Source organism: Hyphomonas sp. (assembly GCF_022844445.1).
Taxonomy (GTDB): domain Bacteria; phylum Pseudomonadota; class Alphaproteobacteria; order Caulobacterales; family Hyphomonadaceae; genus Hyphomonas.
On record NZ_JALHLS010000006.1, the window covers coordinates 70,950 to 93,521 of the forward strand.

A 22,572-nucleotide genomic window follows, 5' to 3' on the forward strand; every position below is an offset into this window, starting at 1 on the left:
CCCCTTGAGCCGCGGGCGAAGGCGGGCGAAAGTCCGCGCATGAAGAAGACATGTTTTCATGCCCTCGTGCTTAGCCTTGCCTTGGGCAGTGGCACAAGCGTCGCGCAGTCCGGCCTGCCCCCGCGCGGCCCGGATTACTTCCGCGATGCCGCCGACCTGGCGGGCATTCTCGGCTCCGCGCACGCCATCCGCGTGCGCTGCAACGGCCGGGACGACCAGTACTGGCGCCGCTACATGGCCGACATGCTGGCCTATGAGGCCCCTGATTCGGGCGAGCTGCGCTCCTCGCTGGTGCGCGCCTTCAATGATGGTTTTTCGGACACGAGCGACGACTACCGGATCTGCGACAGTCAGGCGGTGGCCGCCGAAGCGCGCTATGCGGACCGCGGCAAGGAAATCGCCACGCGCATGGCCACACACTATTTTCCGAAACGGGAACGCAGCGGCAGGGGTTTTGAATGATACGCACCACGATTGCGGGCAGCCTCAGCGCCCTATTCCTGACCGGTTGCGCACTGCTTGAAACGCCGCCGCCCGAGATGCCGGCTGTTGCCATCCCGCTCGACCGGCAAGCGGCGCCGATGCCGGGCCCGGTGCTGGACAATGACGCCTACCCGAAACTCGGCCAGCGCCCTGAAGCGGGCCGTCCGATCGCCTCGCGCTCAGCCGTCGTCGCCCCGAACGGCGCCGCCGCAACCGCTCATCCGCTGGCAACACAGACGGCGCTGGACGTACTCAAAGCCGGCGGCTCGGCGGTCGACGCCGCCATTGCCGCCAACGCCATGCTGGGCCTTGTCGAGCCCACTGGCAACGGCATCGGCGGCGACCTCTACGCCATCGTCTGGGACCCGAAGACCGCGAAGCTCTACGGCTATAACGGCTCGGGGCGCTCCGCGATGGACGCGACCCTTGCCGATGCGCAGGCCAAAGCCGACCAGTTCAAGGACGGCAAGTCGCTCCCCTCCTATGGCACCATCACCGTCACCGTCCCCGGCGCCGTCGATGGCTGGTTCGCGTTGCATGGCAAGTTCGGCAAACGTCCGATGGCGGACAATCTGGCGCCTGCCGTTAAGTACGCGCGAGAAGGCGCGCCGATCCCGGAGATGATTGCCTGGTACTGGTCGCGCGGGGAAAGCCGCTTCGCGCCGGCGTTCGCGCGCGGCGAACTGGAAGAATTCGACAATGCCAGGAAACTCTATTTCAGCCCCGCGCCGGTTGCCGGCTCCCTATTCCGCAATCCGGACCTTGCAAACACGCTGGAAATCCTCGGCAAGAAGGGCCGCAACGAATTCTACACGGGCATCATGGCCAAGAATATGGCCGCCTATCTCGGCCGCATCGGCGGCAAGCTCGACTATGACGACTTCAACGCCCACACGGGCGAATGGGTCGAGCCGATCTGCGTCGAATATCGCAGCGAAGTGAAGGTCTGCGAACTCGGCCCGAACACGCAAGGCGTTGCCGCCTTGCAGATGCTCGAGATGCTGGAGCGTTTCGACCTTAAGTCCATGGGCTTCGGATCGCCCGATGCCCTGACCGCCATGATCGAAGCCAAGCGACTCGCCTTCGCTGACCGTGCGCTCGGCTATTCGGACGCTGCCTTCTCCGGCATTGACCCGTCTATCTTCGTCGCGCCCGGCTACAATGCGAAACGCGGCCAGCTGATCGACGTGAAGAAGGCCGCCCCTTCCGTAGCTCCGGGTACGGAGATCACGGATGCCGCCCTGCGCGACGGCGACACGACCTACCTCACCGTTACGGACAAAGACGGCATGATGGTCTCCCTCATCCAGTCAAACTATCGCGGTATGGGCTCCGGTCTCGTGCCGGACGGGCTCGGCTTCATGTTCCAGGACCGCGGCGAGCTGTTCAGCCTTGACCCCAATCATCCGAACGTCTTCGCCCCCGGCAAGCGCCCTTTCCACACGATCATCCCCGCTTTTGCGTTCAAGAAAGACCTTCCGGGCTGCCAGGTGCGGGCCACCGCGCCGGAACTCGCCTGCCCCTACGAGCCGTGGCTCAGCTTCGGTCTGATGGGCGGCGCAATGCAGCCGCAGGGCCATGTGCAGATCATCACGAACCTCGTCGATTTCGGCATGGGCCTGCAGGAAGCGGGCGACGCCGCGCGCTGGGAACATGATGGCGGCTGCGAGCCGACCGATGGTCTTGGAGCGGACTGCGATGTCGGCACCGGCAAGGTAATGCTCGAACGCGGCCTCTCGGACGCCGCCGCCGAACTGCAGGCGCGCGGCTACAGCGTTACCTGCTGCGAAGCCAACTATGGTGGCTACCAGGCGATCATGCGCGACTTCAACTCCGGCGCCTGGATCGCCGCCACCGAAATGCGCAAGGACGGCAGCGCGGATGGGTACTAAGGCCCTCGCGGCGCCGCCCGAAGCGCCCCGCGACTGTCCACTCTGTCCCCGCCTTGTCGCTTACCGCGAGGCCATCCGCGCAAAGGAGCCGACATGGTTCAACGGCGCCGTGCCGAGCTTCGGCAGCGACACGGCCGAGCTGGTCATCGTCGGCCTCGCACCGGGCGTCACGGGGGCCAACCGCACCGGTCGGCCCTTCACCGGCGATTGGGCGGGCGACCTGCTCTACGCTACCCTCGACAAGTTCGGCTTCTCCAAAGGCACCTATGCCGCCGACCCCGGCGACGGCCTGAAACTGACCGGCGCGTTGATCACCAATGCCGTGCGTTGCGTGCCGCCGGAGAACAAGCCGGTAGGCGAGGAGATCAACACCTGCCGCCCCTTCCTGCAATCGCGCCTCGCCGCGCTGCCGAAGCTGAAGGTCATAGTGTGCCTCGGCAAGATCAGCCATGATTCCACGCTGCGCGCGCTCGGCTTGAAACTCGGCCCCCATCCTTTCGGCCACGGCACACGCTACCAAGTGTCCGTGAGCGGACGGCCCGTCACGCTCCTCTCCTCCTATCACTGCTCGCGCTACAACACGAATACCGGGCGCCTGACAGCGGAGATGTTCGAGGCCGTCTTTGCTTCCGCGAAGGAAGCCCTTGGCTAAACCCGGCGCATTCGCCACTCTGGCGCAATGGAAACGCCCGTTGATCTTGCCGCCCTCTCGGCCTGGATGGATACCGAACGCCTTGGCGCCGGCCCGCTGGAAGACGTCCAGCGCCTGGCCGGAGGCACGCAGAACATTCTCCTGAAATTCTCTCGTTCGGGGCGCGCCTATGTGCTGCGCCGCCCGCCTCCGGTGCTGCGCGCCAACTCGAACGAGACCATGCGCCGCGAGGCGCGGGTTCTCGCGGCCCTCAAAGGCACAAATGTTCCGCACCCGGAGCTGATCGCCGCCTGCCCGGACGAGGCCGTCCTTGGCGCCGCCTTCTACCTGATGGAGCCCATCGACGGCTTCAACGCCACTTCCGGCCTGCCGGAGCCTTTCGCGTCCTCGCCGGACCTGCGCCACCAGATGGGCCTCTCCCTCGTCGACGGCATCGCTGCTCTCGGCGCGCAGGACTATGTCGCCCTCGGCCTCACCGGCCTTGGCAAGCCGGACAACTATCTCGAGCGCCAGGTAAGCCGCTGGAAGGCGCAGCTGGAATCCTACGCCGAGTTTCCCGAATGGGACGGCCTCAAGGACCTGCCGGACATCGCCGGGGTCAGCCGCTGGCTTGAAGAACGCCGGCCAGGTACATTCCAGCCCGGGATCATCCATGGCGACTATCACCTCGCGAATGTCATGTACCGCTTCGATGCGCCGCGCCTTGCCGCCATCGTCGACTGGGAGCTGACGACCATCGGTGATCCGCTGCTCGATCTCGGCTGGCTGCTCGCCACCTGGCCGGAAGGCAACACCGGCACCGTCTCCGTCACGCCCTGGACAGGTTTTCCGTCTGCGGACGAACTCGTCGCACATTACGCGAAACAGACCACACGCGACCTCTTGCACATCCATTGGTACGGCGTGCTCGCCTGCTACAAGCTGGGCATCATCCTCGAGGGGACCTACGCCCGCGCCTGTGCCGGGAAAGCCCCGAAAGCGACGGGCGACCAGCTCCACGCCAGCACCATCGGCCTGCTCGAACGCGCCAACCGCTGGATCAGCTAAGCCCCGCATAAAGGACACGTTCCATGAAAGCCCTCGTCTACCGCGGCCCGCGCGACATCGCCTACGAGACGATGAAGGACCCCGAACTGCACGATGACCGCGACGCGATCATCAAGGTCGACAAGTGCGCCATCTGCGGCAGCGACCTGCACATCTATCATGGCGAAACCTTCTCCGAAGATACCGGCTACTGCGTCGGCCACGAGGCGGTCGGCGAGGTCGTCGAGGCCGGGCGCGGCGTGCGTCAGCTCAAGACCGGAGACAAGGTGATGATCTCGGCGGCCGTCGGCTGTGGCCAGTGCCGCGCCTGCCTTGCGGGCGTCGTCAACAAATGCGCCAACAACGCCGCCGGCTGCTACGGTCTCTCGTCCCGGCTACAGGGCTGCCAGGCTGAATTCGTTCGTGTTCCCGCCGCCGACTTCAACGCCCAGAAGATTCCGGACGGCATCACCGCCGACCAAGCGCTCATGATGACCGATGCGCTCGCCACCGCTTGGTTCGGCGCGCGCAATGCCGACATCCAGCGCGGCTCGACCGTCGCGGTCGTTGGCCTCGGCCCCATTGGCCTGCTCGCGGCGGAAGCGGCCTTCATCATGGGCGCCGCGCGCGTCTTCGGCATCGACCTCGTGGAGGATCGCCGCGCCGCCGGCCGTGCCATTGGCCTCGAGACACCCGATCCGGCCCATGCCCGCGAGATCATTCAGGACGCCACCAGCGGCCGCATGTGCGACAGCGTCATCGAAGCGGTCGGCCACTCGGCCACCATCCGCGCCGCGCTCGGCCTCTCCGGCAAGCGGGGCACGGTCTCGGTTGTCGGTGTCGCGCAGGACCGAACGTTCGAGTTCCCGATGTCCAAGGCCTTCGGAATGGGCCTGACCTTCCGTATCGGGACATGTTCGGTCCCGCAGGAATGGCCGGAGCTGATCCCGCTGGTCCAATCGGGGCGCTTCAAGCCGGAACGCTATATCACGCACAATCTTCCGCTCTCGGACGGCGTACGCGCCTACGACCTGTTCGACCGCCGGGCCGACGGCGCGATGAAGATGGTGTTTGATCTGGGGCTTTAGCCGCCCTTGAGAATCCGCGCCTTGTCGCGCGCCCAGTCGCGCTTGGCTTCGTTCTCACGCTTGTCATGCGCCTTGCGGCCGGTGGCGACGCCGATCAGCAGTTTCGCGCGGCCCTTATCGTTGAAGTAGAGCTTCAGCGGCACGATCGTGCGCCCCGCCCGGTCCACTTCCTGCGACAGCTTTGCCAGCTGCCGCTTCGAGACGAGCAGCTTGCGCTTCCGGCGCGGCTCGTGATTGAAACGGTTTGCCCCGCCATAAGTCTGAATTTCGGCATTGATCAGCCAGAGCTCGCCCTGCTCCACCGAAGCATAGGCCTCTGCGATGTTCGCTCTGCCATCGCGCAGGGATTTCACTTCCGAGCCGACCAGCATCACGCCCGCCTCAAGCGTATCCTCCACGGCATACTCGCGGCGGGAGCGCCGGTTCTCGGCGACCATCCCGTCAGTGCGGCCTTTGACGGCTGGGGTCTTCGGCTTGGTGGCCATGATTTCAGATATTCACGCCGGCATGGCGCAGCGCCGCATCGATCTGTGCGCGCGCCTCGGCGTCCGGCGGCGTGATCGGCAGGCGCACGTCTTCAGCGCAGAGACCCATCCGCGACAGCGCATACTTCGCCGGTCCCGGCGAAGGAGACGAGAACATCGCCCGGTGCAGCAGCACGAGCCGCTGGTTGATGGCGCGCGCGGTTTCAAGGTCGCCGTCATCGAACGCGGCATGCATGGCGGCGCAGGCCTCCGGCAGGACGTTCGCCGTCACCGAAATGCAGCCTGACCCACCCATCGCCCGGTGCGCCAGCGCGCTCGAATCCTCGCCCGAAAGCTGGATGAACTGCTCGTCCGGCCCGATCAGGTGGGCGTGCAGTGCCACGCGCTCCATCTCGTCGCTTGCGTCCTTGATGCCGATGATGTTCGGCAGCGCCGCCAGCGCCGCCACGGTCTGGGGCATCAGATCGACGATCGTGCGGCCCGGCACATTGTAGAGGAACACCGGCAGCGCCACGGCGTCATTGATCGCTTTGAAGTGCGCGAACAGGCCCGCCTGATTCGGCTTGTTGTAATAGGGGCAGACGACCAGCGCGGCGTCCGCGCCCACGGCCTTGGCATGGCGTACCAGGTCGATCGCCTCATCGGTCGCGTTCGAGCCCGCGCCCGCAATCACCGGGACCCGTCCGGCGGCGACCTCAACACAAAGTGAAACGACCGCCTTGTGCTCTTCAGTAGACAGTGTCGACGTTTCGCCCGTCGTCCCCACGGGTACCAACGCTGCGGAGCCTCCGGCGATCTGGCGCTCGACCAGCGCGGCAAAGGCGTCCCTGTCCACATTACCATTCCGGAAAGGTGTGACGAGCGCGGGAATGGAGCCGGAAAACATCTTGATATTGCCTGCTTTTCAGGGATTCGTTTCAGGAATTCGTGGGATATGCGTGCTAGGCTGCTAAGGTTGGATTGTCACGCTTTGAGACAGAAATAAACATAGGCCATGATGACACTTGCCCGGAGATTCGCAGTTTTTGTGTCGCTGGCGGCGCTGGTCACCAGCAGCGCGGGCGCCATTGCCCCCGAAACGCCGAGCCTGAAGCCGGGCAAAAACCTTGTGCCTGTCGCCCCGGCCCCGGTCCTGAGCGTTAACACGGCCACGCCGGCCAGCCCTGCGCTTACCACCTCCGCGCCCGCCCCAGCCCTCGCCCAGAAATCTGCCAGCGTGCTTTACCTGTCGCGCGCCCTCAGTGCGGCGGAACGCAGCCAGTGGTCGGAGCTGTCGAGCCTCCAGTACAATGCGCCGGACCCGGTCCTGAAAAACCTGATCATGTGGAAGCGCGCCAGCGAAGGCGTGCCCGGAATGACCTTCGACGAACTGGACCACGCCCTCACCCTGCTCGACGGCTGGCCGCAGACCTCCAAGATGCGCCAACGCGCCGAGGAGATCATCGAACTTTCGGCGCTCGACGCCAGAGCCCGCGTGGCCTGGCTGGAAAAGTCCGGCCCGGCCACCGGCGCGGGCAAAGTCGCCCTCGCCAACGCCCTTCGTGAAACCGGCAACCGCACGCGCGCCGATGAAGTCATCAAGGATGTCTGGCGCAACAACACGCTCGACAGTGACCTGCAGCGGATCGTGCTCGCCCGGTACGGACAGACGCTCAGCCAGGAGGATCACCGCGCCCGCGTCGATTTCCTGCTCTGGACCGGTCAGACCAGTGCTGCCGAAGCGCTCAAGCCCCAGCTCAACGCCGACCATCGCAAGCTAGCCGACGCCCGAATCGCGCTGGCAAAGAAAGCGCGCACGGTCGATGCCGCCATCAACGCCGTGCCGGCGCACCTGCAGGCGCACCCGGGCCTCCTTTATGAGCGCGCCAAATGGCGCCGCCAGAAGAAAGTCGACGGCGTCACGGATCTCCTGCGCCAGATTGACGGCAAGGACGTGCCCGCCGCCGGCCGGGGCAGGCTCTGGGACGAGCGCGCCATTGCCACGCGCGAGGAACTGAAACTTCGCAACTACACGCGCGCCTACCAGCTGGCTGCCCCGCACGGCATGAATGCCGGCGCAGACTTTGCCGACGCCGAATGGCTCGCCGGATGGATCGCACTGCGCCTCAACGGGGACGCCACGCGCAGCCTCGGCCACTTCGAATCGATGACAGCCGGCGTCTCCAGCCCGGTCAGCCTTGCGCGCGGCTATTACTGGACCGGCCGCGCCCGCGACGCCCTCGGCCAGAGCGAGCCCGCTCTCGCCGCCTATGGCGCTGCCTCGACCCACAAGTTTACCTATTACGGCCAACTCGCCTCCGAACGGATCGGCGACAAGAAGGTCACCCTCGGCGCGCCGCCCCTTCCGTCGGCGGAAGATCTCGCCCGCTTCAACGCCATGCCGATTGTGCAGGCGATGCAGCTCCTCGGCGAGGCCGGCGAACGTGAAAGCTTCCGCCACTTCGCCTTCTTCCTCGATGACCAGCTCGAACAGCCGGTCGACTACGAAATGCTGGCGAGCCTCTCGGCGAAGTATACGAGCCCCGAAGTCGGCGTGCGCATAGGCAAAGCCGGCCTCCAGCGCGGTGTCGTGGCCCCCGGCGCCGCCTATCCGGTGCTCAGCCCCGCTATCAGCCGCAAGCCTCAGGTCGAGCGCGCCTTCGTCCTCGCCATCACGCGCCAGGAGAGCGAGTTCAACCCCAATGCCCAAAGCCCCGTCGGCGCGCGCGGCCTGATGCAGTTCATGCCTGCGACCGCCCGCAATGAGGCGCGCCTGCGCGGCATGCCCTACGAGCAGTCCTGGCTGACCTCGGATCCCGGCTACAACATGACCCTTGGCGGCCTGCACCTCGACACGCTGCTGAACCAGTTCAACGGCAGCTACATCATGACTGCCGCCGCCTACAACGCCGGCCCGTCCCGCCCCAACCAGTGGGTGCGCGACTACGGCGACCCGCGCACCGGCCAGATCGACCCGATTGACTGGGTGGAGTTCGTGCCCTTCTCCGAAACGCGCAACTACATCCAGCGCGTCCTGGAGAACATCCAGGTCTACCGCCACCGCCTCACCGGCGAGCCCGAAGACATACAGCTCAGCGACGATCTGAAACGCGGCCGCCGCTGACGCATCAGGCGTTCAGCGCCTGCTGCACGAAGATCAGGCTGTAGCCCACGACGCCCGCCGCTGTGTACGCCGCCGCGGCCAGCACCGCGCCGGCCATGGCAAACCGCGCAGGCGCCGGACCCTCCTTCGCGCGGATGTAGAGTTCCATCATCGCCAGCGGCAGCAGGTAGGAGAGAAAGCCGAGCACATGGAACCACGCGTCGCTGGGCGGCGCCCGCGCCAGGATGATGTAACCGAACATCATCATCCGCAGGAAGAACACACCGTTGACCACCACGAACGTACGCAGCGCCCAGCGCCGGTGGCTGGCAAAATTGCGCGCCGCCGCCGCCCGCCAGGTCAGCGTTCCCAGCACCAGAACAAGCACACCGTTCAGGCTGATCGCAAAGTTCGACGCGAGGCCCTCATGCGCAATCTCCCGCGACACATCCATCACCAGCCCGGTCGCGGCGACCAGCATTGCCATGACGAGAAATATCCGCCCGTTCCACCGGTGCAGCCACCGGGCGCGCTGGCGCACCTGCGCCACGAGTTGCAGCATCCCGCCCAGCACCACGATCATTGCCATCAGTACATGCGCGGCAAAAGCGACATTGCCCATCGCGTCTCCGGCGACATACCCATGCGAGAGAAACGGATTGCGGTCCCAATCCGCAAAGTTTCCGGACAGGGTCGACGGCCCATAGAACGCCGCGATGAAATAGAGGAACGCGGCCTGCCCCGCAAACGTCACCCAAAACCAAAGTGTTGCGGCGCTGTTCAGCGCTGTATCGGCAACGTTCCTGCGCCCTGCCGGGCGCGCGGCGAGAGCATCTGTCATTCGAGTTTCCTTGCTTGCACTGGCGAAAGCGGTGATGATCGATTGGCGATATGCTATCGCCCTGAAACGATATGAGGCCATGACAGTGCGCTCGAAAAACATGATCGTGCGTAACATCGCAGGCCTCCCCACGGCGGAGCCCACGCTGTCCGCTGGCTTCACAAGAGCGCTGCTCGATTTCGCTGTCGTTCAGGGTGCGGACGAGGCGCGCCTCCTCCAGCGCAGCGGTCTGCGCGCCGCGGACCTGGCCGATCAGGATGACCGCATTCCCGTCTCCCGCTACGCCGCGCTGATGCGCGCGGGCAAGGAAGAAACCGGCAACGCCGCCCTCGCGCTGGAATTCGGCGCGGCCAGCGACTTCCGGAAGTTCTCGGTTGTCGGCCTCATCAGCCATGCCAGCGCGAACATGATGGAAGCTCTCGGCCAGCTCAACCGTTTCGGCCGCTTGGTCGTCGAGATCGAAGGCCTCGGCGAAGGTCCGCGCTTCCGTCTCGTGGAGCGCGCAGGCGGACTCTGGATGGAGGACCTGCGTCCCGATCCGAACAGCTTCCCCGAATTCACCGAATCCACCTTGTCGCGTTTCATCGTCAGTGCCCGGCGCGATTTCCCACAGCACACCTTCGCCCTTGAAGCGCAGGTCACGCATCCCGCGCCGCCCTACCGCGCCCGATACGATACGCTCTGGCAGATCCCCGTCACCTTCGGCAGCGAGCGCAACGCGATCCGCATCCACCCCGGCTGGACGCAGGTGCAGATCCAGCCCGAGGCCCGCTATGTGTTCGGCGTCCTGACCGAGCGCGGCGATGCGCTGCTTCAGGACCTCGAAAACTCGAAAACCCTGCGCGGCCGGGTCGAGGCGATGACCCTGCCCGTCCTCCATACCGGCACGGTGAGTGTCGACCGCATTGCCGCCCGGCTCGGCGTCAGCCGGCAGACGCTCTACCGCAACCTGAAGGCCGAAGGGGTCACCTTCGCAGAGGTGCTCGACACGCTGCGCCACAAAATGGCGCTGCACTATCTCGCCGGCCAGCAGGTCTCCGTGAACGAAACCGCCTATCTGGTCGGCTTCTCTGATCCCTCCGCCTTTTCACGCGCCTTCAAGCGCTGGACCGGCAGCAGCCCGCGCGACTTGAAGGCCGCCCGCCGGGCCCGAAGTGATGTCCCGGTCTGAAACATGCGCAATGCCCGCCCGCAGACAGTGCAGGAATCCGGGGCAGACGGATACGTGCTCACCGCGACGATCCCGCTTGGCGAAGACCTCGGGGCTGACACTGCGCCAGCTCGGCTGCGCCCGTGAATGGCTGCGCTCTTGCGCCCCACGCGCTGCGATGCTCTGAACATCCCTGAGCTGAGGGAGCATACGCGTGAAATTTCTGAAATCGCTTTCGGCGCAGGTGCTGATTGCCCTTGCCCTGGGACTGGGCCTTGGCACCTTTCTGGGCGGCGTCTCGGGCGTCCCGGTAGAACTTGTTTCCGTCACCGAGGCCATCGGCTCGCTCTGGCTTGGCTTCCTGCAAATGACGGTTATCCCGCTCGTCTTCGCGCTGCTGGTCGTCGGCGTCGCCGCCGTATCAGACGCGCTCTCCGCCGGCCGACTCACTGCCCGCGCGCTCAGTTGGTTCGCCCTCCTCCTTGCCGGCGCCATTGTCGCCACACTCCTTTCCTACGAAGCGGTTCTCGCCGCCTGGCCAGTGAACGCGGAAAGCGCGCGCGTCCTCGTCGCCGGCGCCACAGGCGCAGATGCACCCGCCTCGCAGGCCATAGAGTTCGGCGCCTGGCTGAAATCCCTCTCACCTTCCAATCCCGTCGCGGCCGCAGCCGGCAATGCCATCCTGCCGCTCGTCATCTTCGCGCTCTTCTTCGCCTTCGCCGTCACCCGGCTGCCGCATGCACAGCGCGTGCTGCTCGTCAGCTTCTTTGACGCCGTCGCCGACACGATGATCGTCATCGTCAAATGGGTGCTGCTCGCCGCCCCGCTCGGCGTGTTCGCCCTGTCGCTCACGCTTGGTCTGCGCAGCGGCCTCGGGGCCTCGGGCGCGCTCTTCCACTATATCCTGCTTGTTTCGGCCGGCGGCATCGCGGTCGTGATCGCCTGCTACCCGCTCGCCGCCCTCTTCGGCCGCGTCGGCCCGGTGCGCTTCGCCCGCGCCATCGCGCCGGCGCAGGTCGTTGCCTTCTCCACCCAGTCCTCCATCGGTACCCTGCCGGTGATGGTCGAGTGCGCGCGCAAGAACCTCGGCATTCCCGAACACGTCGCGGGCCTTGTCCTGCCGCTCGCCGTCGCCGTCTTCCGCCTGACGAGCCCGGTAGCCAACCTCGCCGTCGTCCTCTTCATCTGCCACATCTACGGCATCGAGCCGACCCTCGCCCAGTTCATCGCCGCCGGTCTCGTCGCCTTCGCCGTCTCGATCTCATCGGTCGGCCTGCCGGGCCAGCTCAGCTTCTTTGTCTCCGTCGCGCCCATCTGTCTTGCCATCGGCGCGCCGATCGAACTGCTCCCGCTGCTCCTTGCCGTCGAGGTCATCCCGGACATCTTCCGCACTGTCGGCAACGTCACCGCCGACCTCACGGTCACCACCATCCTCAACCGCGGCGACAAGGGCGTCCGCGTCATCGCTCCCGAGACGGCCTGACCCACAAAACCCTTCCCCCCACCCGCCCATCCCGCTACGCTGCCCCGAACCGTCCACAAGTCGGGCTGGGCGTGTAGGCACTTTCTGGACGGGGTAACGGGCATGAAAAATCTCCTTCTTGCGGTCAGCGCGCTGGCACTTGTGACCGCCTGCGGCAATGAAACCGGCGCAGGTCCTGGCGGCACAGGCGGCACCGGCGAAGGCTCGGCCACCGCTGCCGCGGCCAGTATTCCCGGGATGCCCGAAGGCCCGCTGCGCGTCGCCGACGAAAACCTCGTTGCCCTCTACAAGCAGCTCCACGAGACGCCGGAGCTCTCCTTCAAGGAAGCACAGACTTCTGCCCTCCTCGCCAACGAGCTGAAAACGCTTGGCTTTACAGTCACCGAAGGCGTCGGCGATGCCTGGGTCAAGGACAAGTCGATGAAGGACCACGGCGAAGTGCGCGCCGGCGTCGGCGGCTATGGCGTAGTCGGCGTTTTCGAGAACGGCCCCGGCCCGGTCATCCTGATCCGCACTGACACCGACGCCCTGCCCGTGCCGGAGCAAACCGGCCTTCCCTTCGCTTCGAAGGTCGTCTCCGAAACCTGGACCGGCGTTGAAAGCAACGTCATGCACGCCTGCGCCCACGATATCCACATGACCGTCTGGGTCGGCGCCGCCCGGCGCCTGATCGCAGAGAAGGACAAGTGGAAAGGCACGCTGGTGATGATTGCTCAGCCTGCGGAGGAAATCGGCCTCGGTGCGCAGGCGATGCTCGCCGAAGGTCTGTACACGAAGTTCCCGAAGCCGGACTATAATATTGCCCTGCACGTCTCAGCCGGGGCCCCCGCCGGCACCATCGCCTATTCCAGCGGTTTTGCGCTCGCGAATGTCGACTCGGTCGACATCAAAGTGAAGGGTGTCGGCGGCCACGGCGCCTATCCGCACACGACGGTCGACCCCGTGCTCGTGGCGAGCCACATCGTCGTCGCGCTGCAGAGCCTCGTCTCGCGCAACACCAACCCGCTCGACTCCGCCGTCGTCACCGTCGGCTCGATCAAGGCCGGCGCCAAGCACAACATCATCCCGGATGAAGCCGAACTACTGATCACCGTGCGCTCTTACGAGGACAAGACGCGCCAGATGCTGCTCGACGGCATCAAGCGCATCGCGGAAGGCCAGGCCGCCGCCTTCGGCGCGCCCGCACCCGTCATCACGGTGGAGAGCGACTTCACCCCCGCGACCTATAACGACCCCGACCTCACCGCCCGCGCCATGGCCGCCATCAGTGCCGAGCTGGGCGCCGCCAACGTGCGCGCGGTCCCGCCCGTCATGGGCGGCGAGGACTTCAGCCAGTATGCGCGCACCGACGAGAAGATTCCCGGCGTCATCTTCTGGCTCGGCGCCGTCAGCGCGGACAAATACGCCGCCTCGCAGGTCGACGGCATGCCGCTGCCCTCGCTACACTCCCCCCTCTTCGCCCCCGACTACGACCCCGCCATCGCAACCGGCGTCGACGCGATGACGGCGGCGGTGATCGACCTCTTCAAGGACTAGAACGACAATTTGAATTGCGCCCTCTTCCCAAGCTCGCTGAGCAATGATTAGTTTCTCGCTGTGCGGGAAATGGGGGCGAGGGTGGATAAGGCAGAGAGCAACACATCAGGCAGTTGGCGCGGACGTCGCCGACTGGGACCAATGCACGAACTCGAAGTGCTGGTCATTGCATTCCTGCTCGCGGGCACCGGTACGTATTTCGCCGTACAGGATCTTACGGACGACCGGCCCTTTCGAAGCTTCGCTGAAGCTGCAGGTACTGTCGCAAGCCTTTTGATAGCGCACGTCATATGCGGGCTGCTGCTTGTTCAACGCAGTTGGGATAACACTCCCAAGGCTCATGATCCGGGAACGGAAGAACGGCCCGGATTCTATGCGGCATTCTTCTGGATGGGAGGATTGCTCGCGGTGCTTGCATGGAGCGCATATGGCAAGTCCCTACTGCCATTCAGTTTTCCATGGGCCATAGAAAATTGGGACTGGAGGGCGACTGCGCTTTTTCTGGTCTCGCTTGGCGTTGCGTTCGCGCCCCTCTGCTACGGTTACCACCTCGTCGCGCTCGAAGCGATCAACACGCGCAAGACCAAAAGCTACTTGGTTGATCCGGACGGACCTATCAGTTCGATGACGATACTGGCGACTATCGCGATCATCATGATTGTGGGAGCAGGCGCATGGGCGGCCGGACAGCGCATGTTCTCAATAACCGGATACTTCGGACTAGTTTCGATGGCGGTTGTGGTATCCGCATTCCTGTCATTCATCGTGATTGCCAACCTTGCCGGCTTCAAAGCCTTGATTGAGCAAAGCCCGATGACACCAATCAAGGCGAGTGGCGCAGCACATCCCGGGGCCATAATCAGCGGAATTGACGCGCTGCTGGTGAGGTTGGTTGCGCCGTTGTCCGGCGCCACGCTGCCAGGCTGGTTCATGCCGCAGGCAATGCTGCTGCTGGTGATGCTCCCCTTGGCCGGTATGGGCTACGCGCTGCCGGAACCCCTTGGCTTGGTGCCGATTTCCGTGGCGATGATTATCATCCTCGCGCTTGGTCGCCGGTGGGCATGGGTCGAAGACGACCGTGAAAAGGCTCTCCGAATACAGACGACCAAGTCGGACAAGTTCCGTATCGGCTTTGCCAATGACCTGCGCGACGAAGCGCTGATGGGATATGCTTGGTTGTTCGTTCTCGTGCCACTTGCCTTGCGCCAGGCACAGCTCGAGTTCGGCTTCTTTCCCAAGAGCTCCGACGATATGTCGTTGATCAATTGGTTCAATTTCTTCGGAGCAGAGTTGGCGAAGGGCGTGCCGATTGTGTCATGGATCGATATCTATCAGGTCGAGGAAGCACAGGTCTTTGACTCGAACACAGCTTTCGGACGGCACGTGATCTTTGCTTCAAGGCTGATCATCGACGTCGTGATCATCGCCGCCCTGTTGCAGGCAATCGGCATTGCTCAGCGCAACAGCGCTCAGAAGAGCCTTTTCAAGAACGGTCAAGTCGATTTCTTTGACCCGTTCATGGAGCGCAAGATCCTTGAAGAGTCTTGGCAGGCCGCCACAAATGGCCAGCCGCCCATCAAGCCAGAGTGGGAGCGTTTCTTTGAGGAGCATCGGCGCGAAAGCGTTGAGCTTGACCGTGGCGACTTCCGATACAATCCTCGCCGGTTGAGCGAACTGTCTCTGGAGCTTTCGAAATCTGATCAGGCTGCCGACAAGAGGCTGCTTGAAGTCGTTTCCTGGCTGGCCGAGGGTCTGGTTCTCGGAACGGTCGGCGACCGCCTAAGGCAACTTAGCAAGCGGTACTCTGATCTGTTACAGACCGAGCGCGCCGACGATCCCGATGGACACTCCAAGAGGCGCCAGTTCGAGAGATTTCTCGACGATGCGATTGCCGACTTCCGCGCTTCCCATCCGGAAGACCGGACCGAAGCAGACTATCTGGCGCTCTCGGAGTTGCTTTTCCTGATCCGGACAGACCGCGGGCTTGACGTTCAACGCACCCGGGCGTTCTCGATGTTGGGCGACAAGGGCACGCTTGAGGCGGCCCGAGTGCTGGCTGCCCGCCTCGTTGATCTGGAGCAAGCGCCTGGCATCCTGGGCGTTTCCTTGGAAGAGGCCAAGACGTGGCATCCGGTGCGCCAAGGCAGGGTGGAAGACAGGTCGTTCGCGACCGAACAGCTCATGAACATCAACATGGCACGGCAATCACCGAGCGAAGCGGACGAGCAGCGACTGAAAGAGTTGCAGGTGCAGGTATCCCGCCGGCGTCCCTTGCGCAGCATTCAGCGAGAGTACGACCGGTTGAAGCGAATGGGCGCGGGCATCTGGATGAAGCCGGGCGAAGAAGCGATGTTCGAGAGGTTGCTGACGCAAATCGCCCAACTGACGCGGAGCAGCTAACACTGCGTAGAGTGAGGCCAAGCGCCCCAGCCCAATCATGGCCAAAAGGTGGCGCGGCCTTGCCTTTGGCGCCCCGATTCGCTAGAACCCCTTTTGCTCAGAGTGCGCAAAAGTAACAGAGCCGTCACGAAGAGCCCTGCCCCTCCCGCATTTCCAGGGACACTGTCTTGAAATGCGGAGTGTCAGGCCTAACTTATACTCAAATCGAGCATAATGGCTCGGTCCTGGAGGATAACATGGCGCGTCTGATCGATTCCGGCCCTGGCTGCCCCACCCCCACCCCGCTGCGCGGTAGGTCCGCCGCCGAAGCCCGCGGCCTTGCCTATGACGACGCGGTCAAGGCCGAGACCGACCCGCTGTATCCGCTGGTCGCGGACTTCGTCACGCCGATGGAATGGCCTGCGATCGCCCCGCTGGTCGCCGGCATCAACCGGCTCAAGAAGGCGAAGAATGCCGTCATCCTCGCTCATAACTACATGACGCCGGACATCTTCAGCCTCGTCGGCGATTTCCGCGGCGACTCGCTGCAGCTTGCCCGCGAAGCCTCCGCAACGGACGCCGCCATCATCGTGCAGGCCGGCGTCCACTTCATGGCCGAGACCTCCAAGATCCTCGCCCCGGAAAAGACCGTGCTGATCCCGGACACCCGCGCCGGCTGCTCGCTCGCCGCCTCGATCACCGGCGCCGACGTGCGCCTGATCAAGCAGAAATTCCCGGACTATCCGATCGTCACCTATGTGAACTGCACCGCCGACGTTAAGGCTGAATGCCACATCACCTGCACCAGCTCGAACGCCGCGCAGGTCGTCGAGCACATCGCGAAAGCGTGGAACACCGACACGGTCATCCTCGTGCCGGACCAGTACCTTGCCAAGAACGTTGCCGCCCAGACCGGCATCCGCATCCTCACCTGGCCGGGGGCCTGCGAGGTGCACGAACAATTCTCCGGCGAGGACGTGAAACAGCTGCGCGAAGCCCATCCCGGCGTGATCATCCTGGCGCACCCGGAATGCCCGCCGGACGTGCTGCAGGAAGCCGACTTTGCGGGCTCAACATCCGCCCTCTCGAACTACGTGTCCGAGAACCAGCCGAACAAGGTCGTCCTCCTCACGGAATGCTCGATGAGCGACAATGTAGCCGCTGAGAACCCCAACGTGAACTTCATCCGGCCGTGCAATCTTTGCCCGCACATGAAGCGCATCACGCTGGAAAACATCTATGACTGCCTGGTCACCGGCCAGCACGAAGTGACCATACCGGAAGACGTGCGCGTGCGCGCGAAGGCGGCGCTGGACGCGATGCTGGCCCTGCCGAAAATGGCGCGTCCGCTGGCCTTCAAGACCGGTCAGGTGCCGCTCGAACTCGAGATGGTGATCTGAGAAGCGTATGATTGAGACGGCTTGCCAAGCGCAGGCCGAAGCAGTGAAGTCAACCGGACCCTAGTCGAGGAGGCGTCCATGTCGAAGTTCCTGAGGCCGGTTCTCGGCCTGATGATGATTGCGCTCGTGGCCGGTCTCCCGGCCGCCGCCGTGAAGGGCAAGGGCGACAAGGACAAGTCAGACGTGCTCGGCAACTGGAGCTTCCAGACCAAGCCCTACCGCGAAGGCCAATGCGTGATGACCGGCACGATGAACCTTTCTCCGCATCCGGACGAAGGACTGTACACGTGCGAGGTCATCGCCGTGGAAATGTGCTCAATGTGGGGCCGCTCGGTCGTGCGCCAGTCGTGTGAGGCACGCCGCTTCGGCGATCAGGTCTCCATCCGCTCGACGATCGAGGAGATGATCGAAACCAAGATGCCGGAGATGTACTACGTGCCGGACAATTTCACCCTGACGATCCAGAGCCATGAGCGCATGTTCGGCGCGCTCGTCTCTGCCGTCACCGCGCCGGTCGAGTTCCGCCGCGCGAATGACGGGATTTCCTGACAGGGCCATGTTCGAGGGGGCAGCTCACCGTGTGCACGCCGAAGCCGGCGCGAGCGTCGACGTGCTCATCGTCGGCGCGGGCCTGGCCGGCCTGTTCCTCGCGCTGAAGCTCGCCCCCCGCCATTGCCTCGTCATCTCGCCTTCGCCGCTCGGCCAGGCGGCCTCTTCCGCCTGGGCGCAGGGCGGCCTTGCCGCCGCGCTCGACCCGCTTGATAGCCCCGCCCAGCATGCCGCCGACACGGTCGCCGCCGGCGCAGGCCTGGTTGATCCGGTGATCGCCCGCCTCATCGCCGAAGACGGCCCGGCTCGCGTTCGCGACCTGCTCGCCCTCGGCGTGCCGTTCGACCGCACGCCCGAAGGCGCCCTCGCGCTTTCCCTCGAGGCTGCCCACTCGCATCCGCGCGTCGCCCGTGTCTCGGGAGACCTCGCCGGCAAGGCGATCATGGACGCCCTCGTGGCCGCCGTGCAGGCCACCCCCAGCATCGAACTCATCGAAGGCGCACGCGCCGTTTCGCTGCTCCAGGATGCCAATGGCCGCGTCGCCGGTGTCGTGCTGCGCGATGCCTCCGGCCACTTCACGCCCCGCACCGCCCGCGCCACAGCCCTGTGCACCGGCGGCTCCGGTGGCCTGTTCAAGGTCACCACCAATCCGCGCGAAGCTCAGGGTGATGCTATCGCGATGGCATATGAAGCGGGCGCCCTGCTCGCTGATCTCGAATTCGTCCAGTTCCACCCGACCGGCATCGACATCGGCCGCGACCCTGCCCCGCTCGCCACTGAAGCGCTGCGCGGCGAGGGCGCAACACTCCACAACGCCGATGGCCGCGCCTTCATGGCGGACTATCATCCGCTCGCGGAGCTTGCCCCTCGTGACGAAGTCGCCCGCGCGATCCATGCCGAACGCATGGCCGGACGCGGCGCTTTCCTCGACTGCCGCAAGGCCGTGGGAGACCATTTCCCTGACCATTTTCCTACCGTCTTCGGCGCCTGCATGAGCGCAAACATCGACCCGCGCCGCGACCGCATTCCGGTTGCCCCCGCCGCACACTACCACATGGGCGGCATTGTCTCCGACCTCTGGGGCCGCTCGACGCTGGCGGGCCTCTCCGTATGCGGAGAATGCTCGTCCACAGGGGCGCACGGCGCCAACCGCCTCGCCTCGAACTCGCTACTGGAAGCCGTCGTCTTCGCCGAGCGCATCTCGCGCCGCCTGATGTCCGCCACGCTTGACGCGCCAGCTGCCAGCCAAGCGTCGATCCCTTCCGCACTTACCGATCAGAGCCTCCTCAAACTGCGCGAAGCCATGTCCGCCCATTGCGGCGTGGTGCGCGATGCGGCCGGCCTGACGAAGCTCCTCGACCTCTGCCGCCAGCTTGAGGCAGAAGCCCCGGGCGCCCCTGCGCTTACCGCCGCCCGCCTTGTTGCTGAGGGCGCCCTCGCCCGCGCCGAAAGCCGTGGCGGCCATTTCCGCCGCGACTATCCGGACACCGGCAAGCCGCAGCGCCAGTTCATCGCCCATCCCTTCCGCGAGCGCGTAACGCCATGACCACCGACATCCCACCGCTGCCCGCGGTCATCCTCGATCCCATTGTGCGCCTCGCGCTGACCGAAGATCTCGGCCGCGCCGGCGACCTGACGACCGATGCGACCATCCCCGCCGGCACGCGCATGCGCGCCAGGATCGCGGCGCGCAAACCGGGCGTGCTTGCCGGGCTCGACGCCGCCGCCCATGCGCTGCGCCTCATTGATCCGGACGTCCGCCTCACCGTAAAAAAGAATGACGGCGCTGCGCTCGCGCCCGGCGACACGGTCGCCGAGCTCGACGGCGCCGCGCGCTCCATCCTGATCGCCGAGCGCACGATGCTGAATTTCCTCGGCCGCCTCTCGGGTGTCGCGAGCCTCACCCGCCAGTATGTCGACGCCGTCGCCCACACCAGGGCCCGGGTCGTCTGCACACGGAAGACGACGCCTGGCCACCGTGCGCTGGAGAAACGCGCGGTGCGCTGCGGCGGCGGCACGTCTCACCGCTACGGCCTGGACGACGCCATCCTCATCAAGGACAACCACATTGCCGCCTGCAACGGCTCCATCGCTGACGCGCTCACCCGGGCCAAGGCCTATGCCGGTCACCTGCGCATGATCGAGATCGAGGTCGACAATCTCGCTCAGCTCGAGGAAGCGTTGAAGCACGGCCCTCATGCCATCCTGCTCGACAACATGGACCTCGCGACCCTGCGCCAGGCCGTCGCGCTCACCGCCGGCCGCGTGCCGCTCGAAGCCTCGGGCGGCGTTACGCTGTCTTCCCTTGCGGCAATTGCCGAAACAGGCGTGGACTTCATTTCGTCCGGCGCGCTGACCCATTCCGCACCGAACCTTGACCTTGGACTGGATGTCGTCTGACAGTCGATCCCGCGCGCCAAACCGGCGCAAGCGACTCGGAGATGTCAGCCATGACCACCGCCAACGGCCGCAAGAGCATTTTCATCACCGGCGCAGCCTCCGGCATCGGCGCGGAAACTGCGCGTTACTTCTCGAAACAGGGCTGGTTCTGCGGTCTCTATGACGTGAACGAGATGGGCCTGAAATCCGTCGCCGCCGAGCTCGGCAGCGGCAATAGCCACGCCGCCAAACTCGATGTCACGAAGCGCCCCGATTGGGCGGCCGCCATCGAAGGCTTCAGCGCCGCGACCGGCGGAAAAATGGATGTGCTCTTCAATAATGCCGGCATAGGCCGCCATGGCTGGTTCGAGGAGGTGCCGCCGGAAGACTCCGACCTCGTCATCGACATTAACGTCAAGGGCGTCATCAACGGCGTCTACGCTGCCCTGCCGTTGCTCAAAGCCACGCCCGGAGCCCGCATCGTCAACACAGCCTCCACCGCCGGCATCGTCGGTGCGCCGCAGCTTGCTGTCTACTCCGCCTCCAAATGGGCCGTACGCGGACTATCCGAAGCGCTCGACGCCGAGTTCCGCGATCTCGGCATCCGCGTCACCAGCCTGATGCCCTGGTTCGTCGATACGCCGATCCTCGACATGGGCGCCAAAGAAGGCTCGAACGAGAAGATGTCGGACCAGATGAAGGCGAACGGCGCGACCATCTATCCGGTCTCGATGGCCGCCGAGAAAGCCTGGGAAGCCGCCCACGGTGATGACATCCAGTACATGGTTGGCGGCGAGGCTGAACGCGCGCGCTTCATGACGCGCTGGCTGCCAGGCCTTGTACGCAAGCAGATCCGCAAGGGCGTGCCCCCGCGCACCTGACGGGCCGCAACCGATAGCAAAAGGCCGCCGGTTCATCACCGGCGGCCTTTTCATGTCTTGTGGTACCTACCGTGGAAGTATCAGAGCGCGCCGTCCACCGAAACCGAAGGCGCGCCGATCTGGCGGGCGGTGTATTCATCAAGTTCCGGGACTGCTTCCTTCGGCTCCGTCGCGGGCACCTTCTGCAGGCTCATCAGGCGCGGCGCACCAGTCGAGATCGTGCGCGTCGAGGTCGAGACAGCGGCCGGGGCCGTGGTCGGCGTCACGGCATAGTAGCCATCGTCGCCGGCCGAGGAGCCTTCTGCGAACAGCAGGCTTTCGTCGACCGCGTCCGGGCCGGCCGTGCCGGCATCGAGCGCCGCGAGCTGCAGCGCGACGGACTGCTTGCGGGCCTGGAAGTTGCGCTCCACGCTTGCCCATTCGGCGCCGCGCGGGAACCGGTAGAAGATGTGCAGGCCGACCTTGTTGGTCTGGATCAGACCGGAGTTCCAGATCGGGTCCACATAAGTCGCGTGATAGTGCGTGGCGCCGCCCGTGCGTTCCTCGTTGAGGTTCATAAGGACGTGCGCGGCAATGCGTTTCGCGCGGGCCCAGTTCTCGCCCTTCGGCTTCACTTTCATGGCGCCGTCACAGGTGAACGTGAACTGGCAGCCCGTGGTGCGCGTCGCGCCCTGGAAGACTACGCCGCAGGCAGTGTCCGGATAGCGGTGGTCCTGCATCCGGTTGGCGATGACTTCGGCAACCGCCAGCTGGCCTTCGAGCGGCTCGCGGGCAGACTCGTAGTACACAGCCTGCGCCATGCACATCAGTTCGGAATCGATGGTCTCCGCACGCTGAACATCTTCGGCGCGGAACGAGGCCAGCGTCTGCAGCGCTGCGCCATCACGGTCGCGCATTGCATAGCGGCTCATCGAGGAATCGGGATCACGCTTCAGCGTGTATTCGACAGTGCGCAGCCAGGGCGTGTCGAGAAGGGCCGGCGTATGCGCATCGGTGCGCACGGCGAGGCCGGCATCCTGGAACATCGCGAAGCGCTCGGCCTCGGCGCGGTATTCGGCTTCGGCGCGCAGGCTGACCTGCTGGCTCGAGATAACGGGGAGCGACACGGTGGCGGTGACTGCACAAACGGCAATCATCCCCCCACGAATGAACACTTCACGCTGTTCCTGATCCGTCATTCCGAGCCACCAACGTTTGAGCTTTTCACGCAGCCCATTCAGGGTGACCAGACTCGTCTGGCTTGGTTGAAGAAACCTTAACATCACC

The 22,572-nt window shown here is 65.0% G+C and carries 19 protein-coding genes; 15 read left to right on the plus strand and 4 right to left on the minus strand.

Going from position 1 to position 22,572, the window contains the following annotated elements:
* Positions 1-39: 39 nt before the first annotated feature.
* From Q0C17_RS08675 to Q0C17_RS08695, 5 genes are read left to right on the plus strand one after another with little or no spacing between them, the layout of a single operon-like run.
* On the plus strand, positions 40-462 hold the full coding sequence (locus tag Q0C17_RS08675; protein WP_291204493.1) for a TIGR02301 family protein: 423 nt from the start codon (positions 40-42) through the stop codon (positions 460-462).
* Entirely contained in the window at positions 459-2,375 is a 1,917-nt protein-coding gene (locus Q0C17_RS08680) for a gamma-glutamyltransferase (RefSeq protein ID WP_291204496.1), read from the plus strand. The genes Q0C17_RS08675 and Q0C17_RS08680 overlap by 4 nt, the downstream gene beginning before the upstream one ends.
* Complete coding sequence (locus Q0C17_RS08685; RefSeq protein ID WP_291204499.1) at positions 2,365-3,027, plus strand: uracil-DNA glycosylase; 663 nt, start codon at positions 2,365-2,367, stop codon at positions 3,025-3,027. Before Q0C17_RS08680 ends, Q0C17_RS08685 begins: the two co-directional genes overlap by 11 nt.
* A gap of 27 nt (positions 3,028-3,054) precedes the next feature.
* Positions 3,055-4,074: a phosphotransferase family protein gene (locus tag Q0C17_RS08690; RefSeq protein ID WP_291204501.1), complete on the plus strand. Its 1,020-nt coding sequence runs from the start codon at positions 3,055-3,057 to the stop codon at positions 4,072-4,074.
* A 23-nt stretch (positions 4,075-4,097) separates the two neighbouring features.
* Complete coding sequence (locus tag Q0C17_RS08695) at positions 4,098-5,141, plus strand: alcohol dehydrogenase family protein (RefSeq protein WP_291204504.1); 1,044 nt, start codon at positions 4,098-4,100, stop codon at positions 5,139-5,141.
* On the opposite strand, the gene smpB is transcribed toward Q0C17_RS08695, so the two are convergent.
* Together smpB and dapA are read right to left on the minus strand one after the other, a co-directional pair.
* Entirely contained in the window at positions 5,138-5,578 is a 441-nt protein-coding gene (gene smpB / locus Q0C17_RS08700) for an SsrA-binding protein SmpB (protein WP_366914793.1), read from the minus strand. The two genes, Q0C17_RS08695 and smpB, sit on opposite strands and share 4 nt — an antisense overlap.
* A gap of 52 nt (positions 5,579-5,630) precedes the next feature.
* Entirely contained in the window at positions 5,631-6,512 is an 882-nt protein-coding gene (gene dapA / locus Q0C17_RS08705) for a 4-hydroxy-tetrahydrodipicolinate synthase (RefSeq protein ID WP_291204511.1), read from the minus strand.
* Positions 6,513-6,620: 108 nt separating this feature from the next.
* Between dapA and Q0C17_RS08710 the strand changes: the two genes are divergently transcribed.
* Positions 6,621-8,729: a lytic transglycosylase domain-containing protein gene (locus tag Q0C17_RS08710; protein ID WP_291204514.1), complete on the plus strand. Its 2,109-nt coding sequence runs from the start codon at positions 6,621-6,623 to the stop codon at positions 8,727-8,729.
* Positions 8,730-8,733: 4 nt separating this feature from the next.
* Here Q0C17_RS08710 and Q0C17_RS08715 read toward each other — a convergent pair whose 3' ends face one another.
* On the minus strand, positions 8,734-9,549 hold the full coding sequence (locus Q0C17_RS08715) for a DUF2306 domain-containing protein (RefSeq protein WP_291204517.1): 816 nt from the start codon (positions 9,547-9,549) through the stop codon (positions 8,734-8,736).
* Between the two features lie 34 nt (positions 9,550-9,583).
* Between Q0C17_RS08715 and Q0C17_RS08720 the strand changes: the two genes are divergently transcribed.
* The 9 genes from Q0C17_RS08720 to Q0C17_RS08760 all read left to right on the plus strand — a co-directional run bounded on the left by Q0C17_RS08720 (position 9,584) and on the right by Q0C17_RS08760 (position 21,306).
* Positions 9,584-10,720 (plus strand): AraC family transcriptional regulator, encoded by a 1,137-nt coding sequence (locus tag Q0C17_RS08720; RefSeq protein ID WP_291204520.1) that lies wholly within the window; start codon positions 9,584-9,586, stop codon positions 10,718-10,720.
* Positions 10,721-10,913: 193 nt separating this feature from the next.
* On the plus strand, positions 10,914-12,182 hold the full coding sequence (locus Q0C17_RS08725) for a dicarboxylate/amino acid:cation symporter (protein ID WP_291204523.1): 1,269 nt from the start codon (positions 10,914-10,916) through the stop codon (positions 12,180-12,182).
* 102 nt (positions 12,183-12,284) lie between these two features.
* Positions 12,285-13,718 (plus strand): M20 family metallopeptidase, encoded by a 1,434-nt coding sequence (locus Q0C17_RS08730; RefSeq protein WP_291204526.1) that lies wholly within the window; start codon positions 12,285-12,287, stop codon positions 13,716-13,718.
* A 141-nt stretch (positions 13,719-13,859) separates the two neighbouring features.
* Complete coding sequence (locus Q0C17_RS08735; RefSeq protein WP_291204529.1) at positions 13,860-16,118, plus strand: hypothetical protein; 2,259 nt, start codon at positions 13,860-13,862, stop codon at positions 16,116-16,118.
* Positions 16,119-16,354: 236 nt separating this feature from the next.
* On the plus strand, positions 16,355-17,497 hold the full coding sequence (gene nadA, locus Q0C17_RS08740) for a quinolinate synthase NadA (protein ID WP_291204532.1): 1,143 nt from the start codon (positions 16,355-16,357) through the stop codon (positions 17,495-17,497).
* A 78-nt stretch (positions 17,498-17,575) separates the two neighbouring features.
* A complete protein-coding gene (locus tag Q0C17_RS08745; protein WP_291204535.1) occupies positions 17,576-18,046 on the plus strand; it encodes a hypothetical protein in 471 nt (156 codons plus the stop codon).
* Complete coding sequence (locus Q0C17_RS08750; protein WP_366914790.1) at positions 18,030-19,592, plus strand: L-aspartate oxidase; 1,563 nt, start codon at positions 18,030-18,032, stop codon at positions 19,590-19,592. The genes Q0C17_RS08745 and Q0C17_RS08750 overlap by 17 nt, the downstream gene beginning before the upstream one ends.
* Positions 19,589-20,446, plus strand: a complete 858-nt coding sequence (nadC, locus tag Q0C17_RS08755) for a carboxylating nicotinate-nucleotide diphosphorylase (protein ID WP_291204541.1) — start codon at positions 19,589-19,591, stop codon at positions 20,444-20,446. The genes Q0C17_RS08750 and nadC overlap by 4 nt, the downstream gene beginning before the upstream one ends.
* 50 nt (positions 20,447-20,496) lie before the next feature.
* Complete coding sequence (locus tag Q0C17_RS08760) at positions 20,497-21,306, plus strand: SDR family oxidoreductase (RefSeq protein WP_291204544.1); 810 nt, start codon at positions 20,497-20,499, stop codon at positions 21,304-21,306.
* An 80-nt stretch (positions 21,307-21,386) separates the two neighbouring features.
* On the opposite strand, the gene Q0C17_RS08765 is transcribed toward Q0C17_RS08760, so the two are convergent.
* Positions 21,387-22,484 (minus strand): cell wall hydrolase, encoded by a 1,098-nt coding sequence (locus Q0C17_RS08765; RefSeq protein ID WP_291204547.1) that lies wholly within the window; start codon positions 22,482-22,484, stop codon positions 21,387-21,389.
* Positions 22,485-22,572 lie beyond the last annotated feature (88 nt).